We start from the raw sequence: 14,586 nt of genomic DNA on the forward strand, positions 1-14,586 counted from the left end.
GGATTCGGCGAGAAAGGGTCAAGTCGGCGTATTTCTCAAATATCCCCCAATCGGCTCCCTCTCCCCCCGGGAGAGGGCTGGGCGGGCGGCGTTCCGATGAGGGCAGCAGTCTCAAGCCAAGCAAAAACCTTAAAACCACTGCGGTCGATGCGACCCCAACTCAGTCGCCGGCAATGCCCACTGCAACGGCGTTCCAGCAATATGGAGCGGGGCTAGAAGCCGACGTGCCGGCCCCCATGGCGTGTGTTCCATCTGCAAACTCTGATCCTTTGCCTCCTCCGGACGCAACACTTCGTCAGTCCCCGGCCCCTGCTCAATCAACAACTTCGCCGTCCGCGACAGCGACAATCGTGCAGACCCACCGCGACCACTGCGTAACCGTTCAGCCAGCAACCTGATCACACTCGCCGCCATCAAATACCCCGTCGCATGATCCAGCGCCTGCACCGGCAGCGGCGTCGGTTTATCCGCCTGCCTCCAGCGCTGTCCGGCCTCGGCGATCCCGCTGCTCATCTGCACCAGGCTGTCGAAACCCCGACGGTTCTGCCACGGCCCGCTCCAGCCGTAGGCATTGAGGCAGACGTCGATCAGCCCCGGGGCCAGTTGCCGGCGACGTTCAACGCCGAAACCGAGATGCTCAAGCGCATCGGCACGATAGCCGTGCAGCAGAATGTCAGCGTCCTTGAGCAGACTTTCGAACACCGCACGATCTGCCGCTTGATGCAGATCCAGCCGCGCACAGCGTTTGCCGAGGGTCACTTCCGGCACTACGCCGGGCTCGTTCCAGGTCGGCGGGTCGATGCGCAGGACATTGGCGCCGAGCCCCGCGAGAAAGCGGCTGGCGGTCGGGCCGGCCAGTACGCGAGTCAAATCGAGCACCTTGAGTCCGGCCAATGGCTGCGCCACCGAGCCTTTCCAGGGTTGATGACTTTCTTCTCCATCACTGAAATGCACCAACGGCTCGGCATTCACCGCCAGGCCTTGCGGGTGTTTCTGCCACTGTTCCCAACTGCGCATTTCGGCGGCGCAGCCCTTGGCCTCGACCACCGCTTGCTCCAGATCGGCACCGCTCCATTGCGCGACTTTCGCCGCCATCGCCGCGCGGTCGGCACAGGCACCGAGCACGCTTTCGGCGGCGACGCGGTGATGCGGCGCGTTGGTATGCAGGCGGATCCAGCCGTCCTTCGTCGCGTAGTCGCCGGCCACCGGATCCCACAGCGGCGGCACTTCCCAGCCGATCGGCCGTAGCGAGGTGGCAAACCAGAACGAGGCGAGACGACGGTCGACTTCAACACCGGGCAAGTCGCCGGTTTGTTGCTGGAGCAGTTCGGCGACCGCTTGCCCGGCTGCAGCAATGCTCGCGCAGGCAAGGTCGGTGACGGCAAACGCCGAAGGCAGGGCGCCCTCGCCGGTGAATGGAATCGGCATGCGGGACAAGCCGAGTGCGGCTTGAATGGACGTGAGCAGATCAGTCATCGAAGGCCCTCCGGAACGAGAGGGCAGAATAGTGCAAAACGCTGTTGGCTTAGATGAAACACACTGTCCTCTGTGGGAGCTGGCTTGCCAGCGATTACGGAGTGTCAGTCAACAATGTATCGACTGATCTACCGCCATCGCTGGCAAGCCAGCTCCCACAGGGATTCAGGGCGACTGCGATTAAACGCGGAACTGATCCATCAATTTCATCTGCTGACTGGCCAGGGCGTTGAGCTGGCTGCTGATCGCCGCCGATTCGGTGGCCTGTTCGGTCAGGGTTTCGGTAACGGTACGGATCGCCGACACGTTGCGATTGACCTCTTCGGCCACGGCGCTTTGCTGTTCGGCGGCGCTGGCGATTTGCAGGTTCATGTCGCTGATCACGGTCACCGCGTCGCTGATCTTGCCCAGAGCGTCCACGGCCTGGCGGATCTGCCCGGCGTTGTTGTGGGCCTGGGTCTGGCTCGAATGCATGGTCGCGACCACGCCACGGGTGCCGGTCTGGATGCGTTCGATCACCACGCGGATTTCCTCCACCGAATCCTGAGTGCGTTTGGCCAGGTTACGGACTTCGTCGGCAACCACCGCAAAACCACGACCACTTTCACCGGCGCGGGCCGCTTCGATTGCGGCGTTCAGCGCCAGCAGGTTGGTCTGTTCGGCGATGCTGCGGATCACTTCCAGCACCGAGCCGATCTGCTCGCTGTTGACCGCCAGTTCCTCGACTTCAGTCACCGCTTTGCTGACTTCATCGGCCAACTGATTGATGTCGCGGGTGCTGCGCTCGATGATCGACATCCCGTCCTTGGCCGACTGGTCGGCGCCTTTAGCCGCGTTGGCCGCGTTCGAAGCGCTATTGGCCACGTCGTGGGCGGTGGCGCTCATCTCGTTGGAGGCGGTGGCCACCTGATCGATCTCGCGGAACTGCACCTGCATGCCTTCGCTGGTCTGGCGGGCGATTTCCGACGACTGATCGGCAGTGCCGCGCGCTTCGGTGATGCTCTGTTTGATCTGGGCGATGGTCGGTTGCAGCTTGTCGAGGAAGCGGTTGAACCAGTTCACCAGTTCGCCCAGTTCATCCTTCTTGGTGTAGTTCAGACGCTGGGTCAGGTCGCCTTCGCCGCTGGCGATGTTCTTCAGCATCTCGGCGACGCTGTTGATCGGACGGGTCACGCCCGAGGCGGTGAGCCAGATCAGCAGCAGGCCGATCAGGCCTGCGATCACTGCCACTGACAGTGCGGTGATCATGCCGGTTTGCTGAGCGTCGTCGAGCACCGCTTGCAGCTTGACCGAGTCGGCCAGCAGCACTTGTTTCGGCAGGTCGATGACCACGCCCCAAGCCCGGGAATTGCCGATCGGGTCGACCGGGTACACGGCGCGGATCAGATCGCCCTGCTCCAGAATCTTCGGTGTGCCGGCGCTCAGCAGTTGCAGGATGTCCTTGCCTTCGGCGCCGAGGGTTTCGGCGATGCCTTTGCCGACCTTGGTCGCGTCGGTGCTGTAGGCACCGAGCACGCCGCTGCCGGAGACGATCAGCATGTGCCCGGCACCGTTGAACAGTTCACGCTGGGAGCCCACGGCCGCCGCTTGCAGGGCGTCGAGGGCGATGTCGATGCCGACCACGCCGATGGCCTTGCCGTCCACCAGCAACGGCACGGAAATGGTGGTCATGAGCATTTCCTTGGTGCCCACGGTGTCGGCGTACGGGTCGAGCAGGCAGGTGCGCTTGTTGTCGCGAGGGCAGGTGTACCAACTGTTGTAGGGCGTGCCGCTGACGCTGAGGGTGGTCTTGGTCATGTCTTCTTCGACCATGATCGTGTTCAGCGCAGAACCGGCGGCGCGGCTCCAGTAAGTAGCGAAGCGCCCGGCTTCGTTGGACTGGCGCGCCGCGTCGTTGACGAATTCGCTGTCCTTGCCGTCCAGGCCGTTGGGTTCGAAGGCCAGCCAGATGCCGAGCACCTTGCTGTTGCGCTCGAACGCGGTTTTCAGGCTCAGGTTCAACTCTTCACGCAAGGCGCCGGCGTCCAGCGAACGCTTGGCGGCCATGACTCGCATGTCCTTGATCTGGTCGGCCAGTGCGGTGATCACCAGCAGGCTTTCACCGAAGGTTTTCTGCACCTGCACCGCCTGTTCGGCGGCCTTGGCCTGCAACAGGTCCTGCACGCTGGCGGTGAGCATCTTGCTGCTCGACTCGCTGACCAGTTCGTCGTTCTGGTTGGTCTGGTAGATGTTGATGCCGACGATCAGCGCAACCACGCCGAGCAGGCACAGGCCGGACAGCAGGACGATTTTCAGGCGAATGGACAGGGAGTCGAACATGGGGCGTTCTCGCGAATGAATGAACTGTTGGCTACGGGGCACGGAATTGCCCGGTTCGCCAAATCCATTCAGCGCCATTCAATGCTCATCGGCGCGGGGCGAGGGTGCATGAGGCGCAAGCCGACGAACGGTCACGGCTAAACGTTTGCGCGGGCAAATGCCCTGAAAAGAAGGGAAAAATCAGGAAATCTTCGGCAACGCTTCCGGTCGTGACCAGATCCACAGGTTGCCCATGGTCATGCCGGCGATCGCCAGATAGACCGGCCAGCCGTGATCGAGCATCACTAGCATCAGGGTCGCGCACAGCAGCATGCTGACGGTGGCGCTGACCTTGGCCTTGCGGGCGATGATCTTGCCGTTGCGCCAGTTGCTCAGGATCGGGCCGAACAGCCGATGGTTTTCCAGCCAGGCGCTCAGGCGCGGCGAACTGCGGGTCGCGGCCCAGGCGGCGAGAAGGATGAATTCGGTGGTTGGCAGGCCGGGCACGACGATGGCGATCAGGCCGATGCCGAGGCTGACATAGGCGAGTAGACCGAACAGCAGGCGGGCGAGTCGAGAGGAGGCGGGTTGCGGCATGGGCTCGGCGAGAGGCTTATGAGACAGGGTGGGAATCTTACAGAATTACGCAATTCCTTGTAGGAGCTGGCTTGCCAGCGATAGCGTCCGGTCAGTCGACAGGGATGTTGTCTGACACGTCGTCATCGCTGGCAAGCCAGCTCCCACAGGGTTTTACATCGTGGCCAATATCAGGCCGGCTCGGCTTCTGTGGCGTAAGCCTGTTCCAGCAGCACGGTGAAGCGGTTGAACGCGTCGATCGCGCCTTGCTCCACTTCGGCTTCTTCTTCGGCACTGAATTGCAGCGAATCGAGGGTGCGCACAAAACTTTTCCACCCTTCGGCGCGACCGCCCTCAGGCTCGCCCAGGTGACGGGCGCCAAAGGTTTCGCTCAGCTCCAGCGCAACCGCGCGCTTGATCAGGAACGCAGCGCCGAGCTTGGAGCCCTCCGAGACGAAGATCCAGCCCAGGGCGCGGGCCTTGCTCGGGTTTTTCACCGCGCCGGCCACCGGGGCAGGCACTTCGGTGTCCAGGTCGGCGAGGTCGGCCTTGGCGGCTTCGGCGCGGCAGCGGGCCGGCAGGTCAGGAACGATGGCGGTCAGTTCGGCATCGTTGTACAGCGAGACCAGTTCTGACTGGAACAGGTACTGCGCGACCACGAAACGGGCGAAATTGGCGCGTGTCTCGAACGGCGCGTGGGCCTTGACCAGCGCATCGAGCTTGCTGTGCGGCTCGTGGGTGATCTGGTTCAGGCGTTGCGAACGCAGGGCTTTTTCCGGGGTGCTCATGAGATGTCCTTGAAATGAAGAGGCGCTTGATAACGAGACGTACGGGCAAGCGCCGGACAGTAAAAAAACCTCACGGCGCGGCCATGCGCTCGCACCGTGAGGTCGGCCGGATCAGATATCCCAGACCAGGTTGATCGCGAAGTTGCGACCCGGTTGGGTCAGGCGATCGAGGTTGGCCGGGCTGAGTACAGCGGCTTCGCCGACACTGTCGTAACCGCGCACGTCATCCCACAGCCAGTACTTCTTGTCGGTCAGGTTGTAGACGCCGCCGCTGACGGTGACGTCGTCGGTGACTTTGTAGAATCCGGTCAGGTCGAGAATGCCGAAGCCCGGCGACTTGAACTGGCTGCTGACGCCGTCCGGCGACTTGAAGTTGCTGTCGTCGACGCGATCCTTCTTCTTGACCACGGTCCAGCTCAGCAGGCCGCCGTAGTTGTCCTGGTCGTAGCCGAGGCCGAACACGCCGGTCAGCGGGTTGACGCTGTTGAGCGGCTCGCCGGTGTCGTTGTTGCGACCGTAGGCGTAGGCAATCGAACCCTGGGTGTAGAGGCCTTGCGGCGCGCCGAACGAATCCAGGTTCAGACGACCTTTGACCTCGGCACCCTTGATGGTGGCGTGTTTGATGTTGTTGGTCTGGAACGTCAGCTCGTCGTAGCCAGGGGTGACGGCGTCTTCGTTGATGAAGTCGCGGTACTTGTTATAGAACACCGCCACGTCGAACGAGCCTTGCTCGAAGTTGCCGCGCAGACCGGTTTCATAGCTTTTGCTCTTTTCCGGTTCCAGGTTCGGGTTCGGCGCCACGTTGTAGCCGGTGGTGCTGTTCTCGAAGCGGCCGTACAGCGCTTTCGCGGTCGGGGTGCGGAAGCCTTCGGCGTACTGACCGTACCAGGTGTAGTTTTCGGTCAGAGCGTAGGTCAGGCCGAATTTCGGCGAGACTTTATGCCAGGTCTTGTTCTCGTCGCTGACCGTGCCTTTGCCGTCGGCAGCCACGGTGTTGAGGAATTCCTGGGTGATGTGCGGCTTGAGCTGGGTGTAGTCGTAGCGCAGGCCCGGCAGGAAGGTCCAGTTGTTCCAGCTGATCTGATCCTGGGCGAACAGGCTGTAGGTGTTGATGGTCGGGTCCGGGAAGTCGCTGGACTTCTTCAGCACGTCGGTCGCGCTGGTGGCGCCAATGGCGGTGCAGCCGCGACCGACCGCCAGGCACTTGCCGTCGCCGCTGCGCGAACCGGTGACTTCCTGCTGCTTGATGGTGGTGCCGTAAGTCAGCACGTGATCGGTGGCGCCGATGCTGAAAGCCTTGTCCAGTTGTGCGTCGAAGACCCACTGCTTTTCTTCGTAGATCGTGTCGCGGGTACGCAACACTTTACGGGTCATCGGGTAGTAGAACTCTTCGGTGCTCTGGTCGGTTTTGGCGGTCTGGTGGTTGAGGCTCCACTTCACGTTGTCGGCCAGCAGGCTGTTCAACTCGAAGCTGTGCTCCAGGCCGAAACGCTCGCGGGTGACGGTGTCGTTGCCGGTGCGCCACTGGTACATGCCGCCGGGCAGCATGCTGTTCGGGATCGTCGGGGCGCCGTTGAAGTACGGGCCGCCGTAGGCGCTTTTCTGATCGGTGTCGCGATCATCCTTGTACTTTTCGTAGGTCAGGCCCAGACGCGAACCTTCGTTATAGTTCCAGCCGATCTTGGCCAGCACGTTGGTGGCTTTCACGTCCTCCGGGTTGGCGGCGGTGCGCTCGAGGCCGGTGCCGTTGTTGCTGCCGTAGGAATCGGTTTCATGACCGTCGCGCTGGCTGTAGTGCAGCAAACCGTCGAACTGGTCGGCGCGACCGGCGACGGTGGCGGATTTCAGCCAGCTGTCGTCGGCGGAGCTGTAGCCGGTTTTCAGGCGGGCGCCGACGTCTTTGCCGGGTTTGATGATGTCGTCCGGGTCGAGGGTGTAGTAGCTGACGGCGCCGCCGATGGCGTTGCTGCCGTACAGCACCGAGGCCGGGCCGCGGAGGATTTCGACGCGTTTGACGATTTCCGGATCAACGTAGTTGCGCTGGGTCTTGGCGTACGGGCCGTTGAAGAAACCGTCCGGCACTTCGACACCGTCGACCTGGGTCAGGATGCGATCACCGTCGATACCGCGAATGTTGTAGCCGCTGATCCCGCCGCGCTGGCCGGCGCCGCCCACGGACACGCCCGGCTCGTAGCGCACCAGGTCCTTGATGGTGTTGACGTTGTTGCGGTCAAGGTCCTGACGGGTCTGCACGGTAACGGTGGCCGGCACGCTGCTCACCGACTGTTCCTGGCGGGTGGCGCTGATGGTCACCTGATCGAGGTTGAGTGCGCCGCTGTTGTTGCGCTTTTCCAGCACGACATTGTTATTGCTGATTTTACGGAAGCTCAGGTTGGTCCCCACCAACAGGCGCTCCAGGGCTTTTTCCGGTGGCAGCGAACCGCGCACGCCCGGCGACGACACGCCTTGACCCAGTTCAGCCGGCAAACCGACCTGCCAACCCGTGACAGCGGTGAACGCGTTGAGCGCCGAGACCAGCGGTTGCTGGCTGATGGCGAACGAGTAATCGCCCATGTTGCGTGCCGGTTGCTCGGTGGCAGCCATCAGCGGCGCGGTGCCGGCCATCAGGATGGCAGCGGTCAGCAACGACAGTACGCGGGAAGGGGAGGAAGTCTGACGGGTAAGGCGTGAGGACATCGATAGCGCTCCGTGTCGCACGAATCTTTATAGGTGCTGATTGGTATCGCGAGATGCGAATCAATTGCATTGGCTATAACGAGACGAACGAGCTTCAGCTATCGAGTAAAAATAATTCTCATTTAGTTCAAAATCACCAGCGCCGGGAATTCCTGAAGCTTGGCCGAGGTGATGTGAGCGAGCGAACGCACCACGTCCAGCGGCTGGTCGAGACGGTAATTGCCGGTAACGGCGACGTCGGCCAACTGCTCGTTGGCGTTGATGATGAAGCCCGGGTAGTAGCGGCGCAGTTCGGCCAGCACCTGGTTCAGCGGACAATTCTCGAAGATCAGCCGACCCTGTACCCACGCCAGATCGGTAGCTGCATCGACCTTGGCCGGGCGGTCGAAACCATTCGGGCCGATTTGAATGCTTTCCCCGGCGGACAGCCGCACTCGGGCATCGTCACGGGTTGCACGCAGATCGACATCGCCGCGCTGCACCCGCACCTGCGCCACACCGTCCAGGTAACGCACCGCGAATGCGGTGTCGCGCACGCTGGCCTTCACGGGCCCAGCGTCGATTTCCAGTGGCTGGCTTCGACTGGCCGGGATCTCGAAAAACGCTTCGCCCTGATACAGCCGCGCCACGCGCTGCCGATCGTTGATCGTGCTGGAAAAGGCGGAATTGGTGTTGAGCAGGACTTTCGAGCCGTCCTCAAGCTGCAGGCGTTGACGCTCGCCGACCACCGTCAGGTGGTCGGCCTGCAGACGCATCGGCAGGTTGCTGAAACTGAACAGACCGAGCACCAGCACGGCGGCGGTTGCCAGCGGTTTCCAATGCGGGCGCAGGCGTGTGAGGACGGTGACTTTCTTCGGTTGGGCCGCGAGGTTCTGCGCGCACTGGGCGATTTGCGGGCCGTCCCAGATCGCTTGGGCCTTGGCAAACGCCTGGGCGTTCAATGGATCGGCCGCCAGCCAGGCATGAAATTGCCGGGTCTGCTCCTCGTCCGGGCTGCCGAGCACGATGAGCCAGTCCAGAGCCTGGTCCATTGCGTTGGCGGCGTCCTGCGCCGTGTCGGGCGAAGGAGGGCGGTGGGTGTCCGTCACGGTGTTTCCTCGGCAGTGTCTGTGCACGGCTGTTTTTTTAGTGAAGCGTAAAAGTCGGGCAAGGGTAACAAAGCCCGATGATCAGTGCAGTCGATCCTGGCTCTTACAGAAAAAACCTACAACATCAGTCGCCGTTCAGGCGCTCGGCGACACCGATGCAAATGGTCATGATCAGTTTGAGTTCTTTCTGCACCGTGCTGAGAGAGACGCTCAGTTCTTCGGCGATTTCCTGATAGCTGTGCCCGTGCAGGCGGCTGAGGATGAAGATTTGCTGCTGACGGGGGCTGAGTTCACCGAGGCTCACGTTCAAGCGCTCCAGCAATTGTTCGGCGTGGGCGGCGTCTTCGGCGCTGCTGGCGGGGGCGGCGACGCTGTGCACCACGTCCTGCGGCACGTCGTCGACCATGGTGCGCGAGTGAATCTTGCGCGCACGCAAGTGGTCCAGCGCCAGGTTGCGCGCGGTCTGGAAGACAAAGGGTTCAAGGTGATCGATGGCCCGTTCGCTCAGCGCCCGGGTGACGCGCAGGTAGGTTTCCTGCAACAGGTCTTCGGCGGTGCTGTGGTTGTTGACCATTCGTTCCAGCGTTCGCAGCAGTGAAGTGCGCTGGGCGAGGAAAACGTGATTGAACTGCGACTGACTCACGGGAGGACCTGATCCATTTCGAGCGAATGATAATGCTTATCATCCGCCCGAGTGGTCAAGTGTTGATTTGTCAAAGGTTGGTAAAGCTATTGCCCGCTCTCAAATCGGCGACAGTGGTTTTATTCTGCGTTGCACAGGGCCAGGCAGTTATCCAGCATGCGGTTGGAGAAGCCCCACTCGTTGTCGTACCAGGCCAGCACTTTCAGCAGTTTGCCGCTGGATTTGGTGTGGTTGGCGTCGAAGATCGACGACAGCGGGTTGTGGTTGAAGTCACTCGATACCAGCGGCAGGGTGTTGTAGCCGAGGATTTTCGAATGCTGGCTTGCGGCTTTCATCAGTGCGTTCACTTCATCGGCCGAGGCTTCGCGCTTTAGCTGCACGGTCAGGTCCACCAGCGACACATTGATCACCGGTACGCGCACGGCCATGCCGGTCAGCTTGCCCGCCAGTTCCGGTAGCACCAGGCCCACGGCTTCGGCAGCGCCAGTCTTGCTCGGGATCATGTTCTGAGTGGCGGAACGGGCGCGGTACGGGTCGGTGTGATAGACGTCGGTCAGGTTCTGATCGTTGGTGTAGGCGTGAATCGTGGTCATCAGACCGCTTTCGATGCCCAGTTCGCGGTGCAGCACCTGGGCCACTGGGGCCAGGCAGTTGGTGGTGCACGATGCGTTGGAAATGATCTGGTGCGACTGACGCAGAATGTCGTGGTTCACACCATAAACGACGGTGGCATCCGCGCCTTTGGCCGGGGCCGAGATGATGACTTTGCGCGCACCGGCAGTAATATGCGCGGCGGCTTTGGCCCGGTCGGTGAACAGACCGGTGCATTCGAACACCACATCAATCTTTTCCGCAGCCCACGGCAACTCGGCAGGGTTGCGGATGGCGCTGACCGCAATGCGGTCACCGTTGACGGTCAGACTCTCGTTGTCGTGCGCAACTTCAGCATCGAACGTGCCGTGAACGGTATCGTATTTGAGCAAGTGCGCATTCATCGCGCTGTCGCCCAGATCGTTGATGGCGACGATCTGCAAATCCTGACGATAGCCTTGGGTATACAGTGCGCGCAGGACATTACGGCCGATGCGGCCAAAACCATTGATTGCGATTCGAAGAGTCATTGAACAGCGCCGCCGTCGTTTTGTTGTTGGAATTACAAGATTATTCGCATAAAAATAGAAAACAAGCCTTTTTAGTGGCAATATTTTGTTTTATCTACAACGAGTGACCTGAATCAACTGGTCCGAATGATCAAGAAAACCGTTCGTCATCCCACGCGAACGGGCCTTTGATCAGCATAGACAATCAGGTCGCCACATCCGTTAGCCTGGAGTTCTACACATGCATCCCCGCGTTCTTGAGGTCACCGAACGGCTTATCGCCCGCAGCCGCGCCACGCGTCAGGCTTACCTTGCGCTGATTCGCGGCGCTGCAACTGATGGGCCGATGCGCGGCAAGCTGCAATGCGCCAACTTCGCCCACGGCGTGGCCGGGTGTGGCACTGAAGACAAGCACAGCCTGCGGATGATGAACTCGGCGAACATCGCCATTGTTTCGTCGTATAACGACATGCTCTCGGCGCACCAGCCGTACGAAGTCTTCCCGGAACAGATCAAGAACGCCCTGCGCGAAATCGGCTCGGTCGGCCAGTTCGCCGGTGGTACACCAGCCATGTGCGACGGCGTGACCCAGGGCGAACCGGGTATGGAGCTGAGCCTGCCGAGCCGCGAAGTGATCGCGATGTCGACGGCGGTGGCGCTGTCCCACAACATGTTCGACGGCGCGCTGATGCTCGGCATCTGCGACAAGATCGTGCCGGGCCTGATGATGGGCTCCCTGCGTTTCGGTCATCTGCCGACGATTTTCGTACCGGGCGGGCCGATGGTCTCGGGGATTTCCAACAAGGAAAAAGCCGACGTGCGGCAGAAGTACGCCGAAGGCAAGGCGACCCGCGAGGAACTGCTGGAATCGGAAATGAAGTCCTACCACAGCCCCGGCACCTGCACCTTCTACGGCACCGCCAACACCAACCAGTTGCTGATGGAAGTCATGGGCCTGCACTTGCCGGGGGCATCCTTCGTCAACCCGAACACGCCGCTGCGTGATGCCCTGACCCGCGAAGCCGCGCATCAGGTCACCCGTCTGACCAAACAGAACGGCAACTTCATGCCGATCGGCGAAATCGTCGACGAGAAGTCGCTGGTCAACTCGATCGTTGCGCTGCACGCCACTGGCGGTTCGACCAACCACACCCTGCACATGCCGGCCATCGCCATGGCGGCGGGCATTCAATTGACTTGGCAGGACATGGCCGACCTCTCCGAAGTCGTGCCGACCCTGAGCCACGTCTATCCGAACGGTAAGGCCGACATCAACCACTTCCAGGCCGCGGGCGGCATGTCGTTCCTGATCCGCGAACTGCTCGAAGCCGGTCTGTTGCACGAAGACGTCAACACCGTGCTCGGCCACGGCTTGAGCCAGTACACCAAGGAGCCGTTCCTCGATAACGGCAAACTGGTGTGGCGCGAAGGCCCGACGGACAGCCTCGACGAAAACATTCTGCGTCCGGTGGCTCGCGCGTTCTCGGCAGAGGGCGGGTTGCGGGTGATGGAAGGCAACCTCGGTCGCGGCGTGATGAAAGTGTCCGCCGTCGCGCTGGAAAACCAGATCGTCGAAGCACCGGCCATGGTGTTCCAGGATCAACAGGATCTGGCCGACGCCTTCAAGGCCGGTTTGCTTGAAAAAGATTTTGTCGCGGTGATGCGTTTCCAGGGCCCGCGCTCCAACGGCATGCCGGAACTGCACAAGATGACGCCGTTCCTCGGCGTGCTGCAGGATCGCGGCTTTAAAGTCGCGCTGGTGACGGACGGGCGTATGTCCGGCGCGTCGGGGAAAATCCCGGCGGCGATCCACGTCAGCCCCGAAGCTTATGTCGGCGGCGCTTTGGCTCGCGTGCAAGAGGGCGATATCATCCGCGTCGATGGCGTCAAAGGCACCTTGGAACTCAAAGTGGACGCCGCCGAATTTGCAGCGCGCGAACCCGCCAAAGGCCTGTTGGGCAACAACATCGGCAGCGGCCGCGAACTGTTTGGCTTCATGCGTTTGGCCTTCAGCTCGGCAGAGCAGGGCGCCAGCGCCTTCACTTCTGCCCTGGAGACGCTTAATTGAAACTGGCTTTGGTCGGTGACATCGGAGGCACCAACGCGCGGTTCGCGTTGTGGAAAGATCAGCAGCTCGAATCGGTGCAGGTGCTGGCCACGGCCGACCATGCCAGCCCGGAAGAGGCGATCAGCCTCTACCTGAGCGGGCTCGGCCTGGCGCCAGGCGCCATCGGTTCGGTGTGCCTGTCGGTGGCGGGTCCCGTCAGCGGCGATGAGTTCAAGTTCACCAACAACCACTGGCGCCTGAGCCGCAAGGCGTTTTGCCAGGCGTTGCAAGTCGAGCAGTTGCTGCTGGTCAATGATTTCTCGGCGATGGCGTTGGGCATGACTCGTTTGCAGCCCGGCGAATTCCGCGTGGTCTGCGAAGGCGAGCCGGAGCCGTTGCGTCCGGCGGTGGTGATCGGCCCGGGCACCGGCCTGGGCGTCGGCACGTTGCTCGATCTGGGCGAAGGCCGGTTTGCCGCGTTGCCGGGGGAGGGCGGTCATGTCGATCTGCCGCTGAGCAGCCCGCGTGAAACCCAGCTCTGGCAGCACATCCACAACGAGATCGGCCACGTCAGCGCAGAAACCGCGTTGAGCGGCGGCGGTTTGCCTCGGGTCTACCGGGCGATCTGCGCGGTGGATGGTCATGAACCGAAACTCGACACACCTGAGGCAATTACTGCGGCAGGACTTTCAGGCGATCCGATTGCCCTGGAAGTGCTGGAGCAGTTCTGCTGCTGGCTCGGTCGTGTGGCCGGCAACAACGTGCTGACCACTGGCGGCCGTGGCGGGGTGTACATCGTGGGGGGCGTGATTCCGCGTTTCGCCGATTTCTTCCTCGAAAGCGGTTTCGCCCGCAGCTTCGCCGACAAGGGTTGCATGAGCGATTACTTCAAGGGGATTCCGGTGTGGCTGGTGACGGCGCCGTATTCCGGTCTCGTTGGTGCAGGAGTGGCGCTCGAACAGGCTTGAAACCGAGTCGCCTTCATCGCTGGCAAGCCAGCTCCCAAAGGTTTTGTGAACGACACAGATCCTTGTGGGAGCTGGCTTGCCAGCGATGAGGCCAGAACAGACAACAAATATCCAAGGTTCATCAGGCATAATCCGCCCAATTCCAACAACAAGGATGCCTTCGAAGTGAGCTCAGTCAACAAGTCGATTTTGTTGGTCGATGACGACCAGGAGATACGCGAGTTGCTGGAAACCTACCTGACCCGCGCGGGTTTTCAGGTACGGGCCACGGCCGACGGCGCCAGTTTCCGCCAGGCGCTGAACGAGGCGCCGAGCGATCTGGTGATCCTTGATGTGATGCTGCCCGATGAAGACGGCTTCAGCCTGTGCCGCTGGGTGCGCCAGCATCCGCGTCAGGCCCAGGTGCCGATCATCATGCTGACTGCCAGTTCCGACGAGGCCGATCGGGTGATCGGTCTGGAACTGGGCGCCGACGATTACCTCGGCAAACCCTTCAGCCCCCGCGAACTGCAAGCCCGGATCAAAGCTCTGCTGCGCCGCGCCCAGTTCGGCCAGGAGCGCAGCGGCAGTGAAGTGTTGGCCTTCGACGAGTGGCGGCTGGACATGGTCAGCCATCGGCTGTTTCACACCGACGGCGAGGAAGTGATTCTGTCCGGCGCCGACTTCGCCCTGTTGAAACTGTTCCTCGATCACCCGCAGGAAATCCTCGACCGCGACACCATCGGCAACGCCACCCGTGGCCGCGACTTGATGCCGCTCGATCGTATCGTCGACATGGCCGTCAGCCGCTTGCGCCAGCGTCTGCGAGACACCGAAAAGCCGCCACGGCTGATCCGCACCGTGCGTGGCAGCGGCTACCAACTGGCAGCCAACGTGGTTGCCGGCAATGGTCACTGAGTTCCTTC

11 protein-coding genes are annotated in these 14,586 nt (G+C 61.8%); 3 read left to right on the plus strand and 8 right to left on the minus strand.

From position 1 onward, the window contains the following. Nucleotides 1-129: 129 nt before the first annotated feature. The 8 genes from JJN09_RS14325 to gap all read right to left on the minus strand — a co-directional run bounded on the left by JJN09_RS14325 (nt 130) and on the right by gap (nt 10,687). A complete protein-coding gene (locus JJN09_RS14325) occupies nt 130-1,476 on the minus strand; it encodes a CoA transferase (RefSeq protein WP_249490680.1) in 1,347 nt (448 codons plus the stop codon). A 180-nt stretch (nt 1,477-1,656) separates the two neighbouring features. Beyond that, nucleotides 1,657-3,795: a methyl-accepting chemotaxis protein gene (locus JJN09_RS14330; RefSeq protein ID WP_249490681.1), complete on the minus strand. Its 2,139-nt coding sequence runs from the start codon at nt 3,793-3,795 to the stop codon at nt 1,657-1,659. 180 nt (nt 3,796-3,975) lie between these two features. Beyond that, nucleotides 3,976-4,371: a YbaN family protein gene (locus JJN09_RS14335; protein ID WP_096818265.1), complete on the minus strand. Its 396-nt coding sequence runs from the start codon at nt 4,369-4,371 to the stop codon at nt 3,976-3,978. A gap of 170 nt (nt 4,372-4,541) precedes the next feature. Continuing rightward, nucleotides 4,542-5,138, minus strand: coding sequence for a biliverdin-producing heme oxygenase (locus JJN09_RS14340; RefSeq protein WP_085709644.1), 597 nt, complete (start codon nt 5,136-5,138; stop codon nt 4,542-4,544). A gap of 111 nt (nt 5,139-5,249) precedes the next feature. Continuing rightward, complete coding sequence (locus tag JJN09_RS14345) at nt 5,250-7,835, minus strand: TonB-dependent receptor (RefSeq protein WP_249490682.1); 2,586 nt, start codon at nt 7,833-7,835, stop codon at nt 5,250-5,252. A 122-nt stretch (nt 7,836-7,957) separates the two neighbouring features. Next, nucleotides 7,958-8,923 carry a FecR domain-containing protein gene (locus tag JJN09_RS14350; protein ID WP_249490683.1) on the minus strand — a complete coding sequence of 322 codons (966 nt, stop codon included), beginning with the start codon at nt 8,921-8,923 and terminating at the stop codon, nt 7,958-7,960. A gap of 124 nt (nt 8,924-9,047) precedes the next feature. Beyond that, nucleotides 9,048-9,566, minus strand: a complete 519-nt coding sequence (locus tag JJN09_RS14355) for an RNA polymerase sigma factor (RefSeq protein WP_085709647.1) — start codon at nt 9,564-9,566, stop codon at nt 9,048-9,050. A gap of 119 nt (nt 9,567-9,685) precedes the next feature. Next, nucleotides 9,686-10,687 carry a type I glyceraldehyde-3-phosphate dehydrogenase gene (gap, locus tag JJN09_RS14360; protein WP_249490684.1) on the minus strand — a complete coding sequence of 334 codons (1,002 nt, stop codon included), beginning with the start codon at nt 10,685-10,687 and terminating at the stop codon, nt 9,686-9,688. A 220-nt stretch (nt 10,688-10,907) separates the two neighbouring features. Here gap and edd point away from each other — a divergent pair, with 220 nt between their 5' ends. The 3 genes from edd (at nt 10,908) to JJN09_RS14375 (ending at nt 14,578) form a co-directional block, all read left to right on the plus strand. Then, a complete protein-coding gene (edd, locus tag JJN09_RS14365; protein ID WP_249490685.1) occupies nt 10,908-12,734 on the plus strand; it encodes a phosphogluconate dehydratase in 1,827 nt (608 codons plus the stop codon). Next, complete coding sequence (locus JJN09_RS14370) at nt 12,731-13,681, plus strand: glucokinase (RefSeq protein WP_249490686.1); 951 nt, start codon at nt 12,731-12,733, stop codon at nt 13,679-13,681. Before edd ends, JJN09_RS14370 begins: the two co-directional genes overlap by 4 nt. A 165-nt stretch (nt 13,682-13,846) precedes the next feature. Continuing rightward, nucleotides 13,847-14,578, plus strand: a complete 732-nt coding sequence (locus tag JJN09_RS14375; protein WP_025112821.1) for a response regulator — start codon at nt 13,847-13,849, stop codon at nt 14,576-14,578. Nucleotides 14,579-14,586: the final 8 nt, after the last annotated feature.

The organism is Pseudomonas sp. HS6 (assembly GCF_023375815.1).
Taxonomy (GTDB): domain Bacteria; phylum Pseudomonadota; class Gammaproteobacteria; order Pseudomonadales; family Pseudomonadaceae; genus Aquipseudomonas.

Coding starts and splice junctions, on each gene's coding strand:
- JJN09_RS14325 (WP_249490680.1), bottom strand. CDS start 1,476: ATGACTGATCTGCTCACGTCCATTCAAGCCGCACTCGGCTTGTCCCGC.
- JJN09_RS14330 (WP_249490681.1), bottom strand. CDS start 3,795: ATGTTCGACTCCCTGTCCATTCGCCTGAAAATCGTCCTGCTGTCCGGC.
- JJN09_RS14335 (WP_096818265.1), bottom strand. CDS start 4,371: ATGCCGCAACCCGCCTCCTCTCGACTCGCCCGCCTGCTGTTCGGTCTA.
- JJN09_RS14340 (WP_085709644.1), bottom strand. CDS start 5,138: ATGAGCACCCCGGAAAAAGCCCTGCGTTCGCAACGCCTGAACCAGATC.
- JJN09_RS14345 (WP_249490682.1), bottom strand. CDS start 7,835: ATGTCCTCACGCCTTACCCGTCAGACTTCCTCCCCTTCCCGCGTACTG.
- gap (WP_249490684.1), bottom strand. CDS start 10,687: ATGACTCTTCGAATCGCAATCAATGGTTTTGGCCGCATCGGCCGTAAT.
- edd (WP_249490685.1), top strand. CDS start 10,908: ATGCATCCCCGCGTTCTTGAGGTCACCGAACGGCTTATCGCCCGCAGC.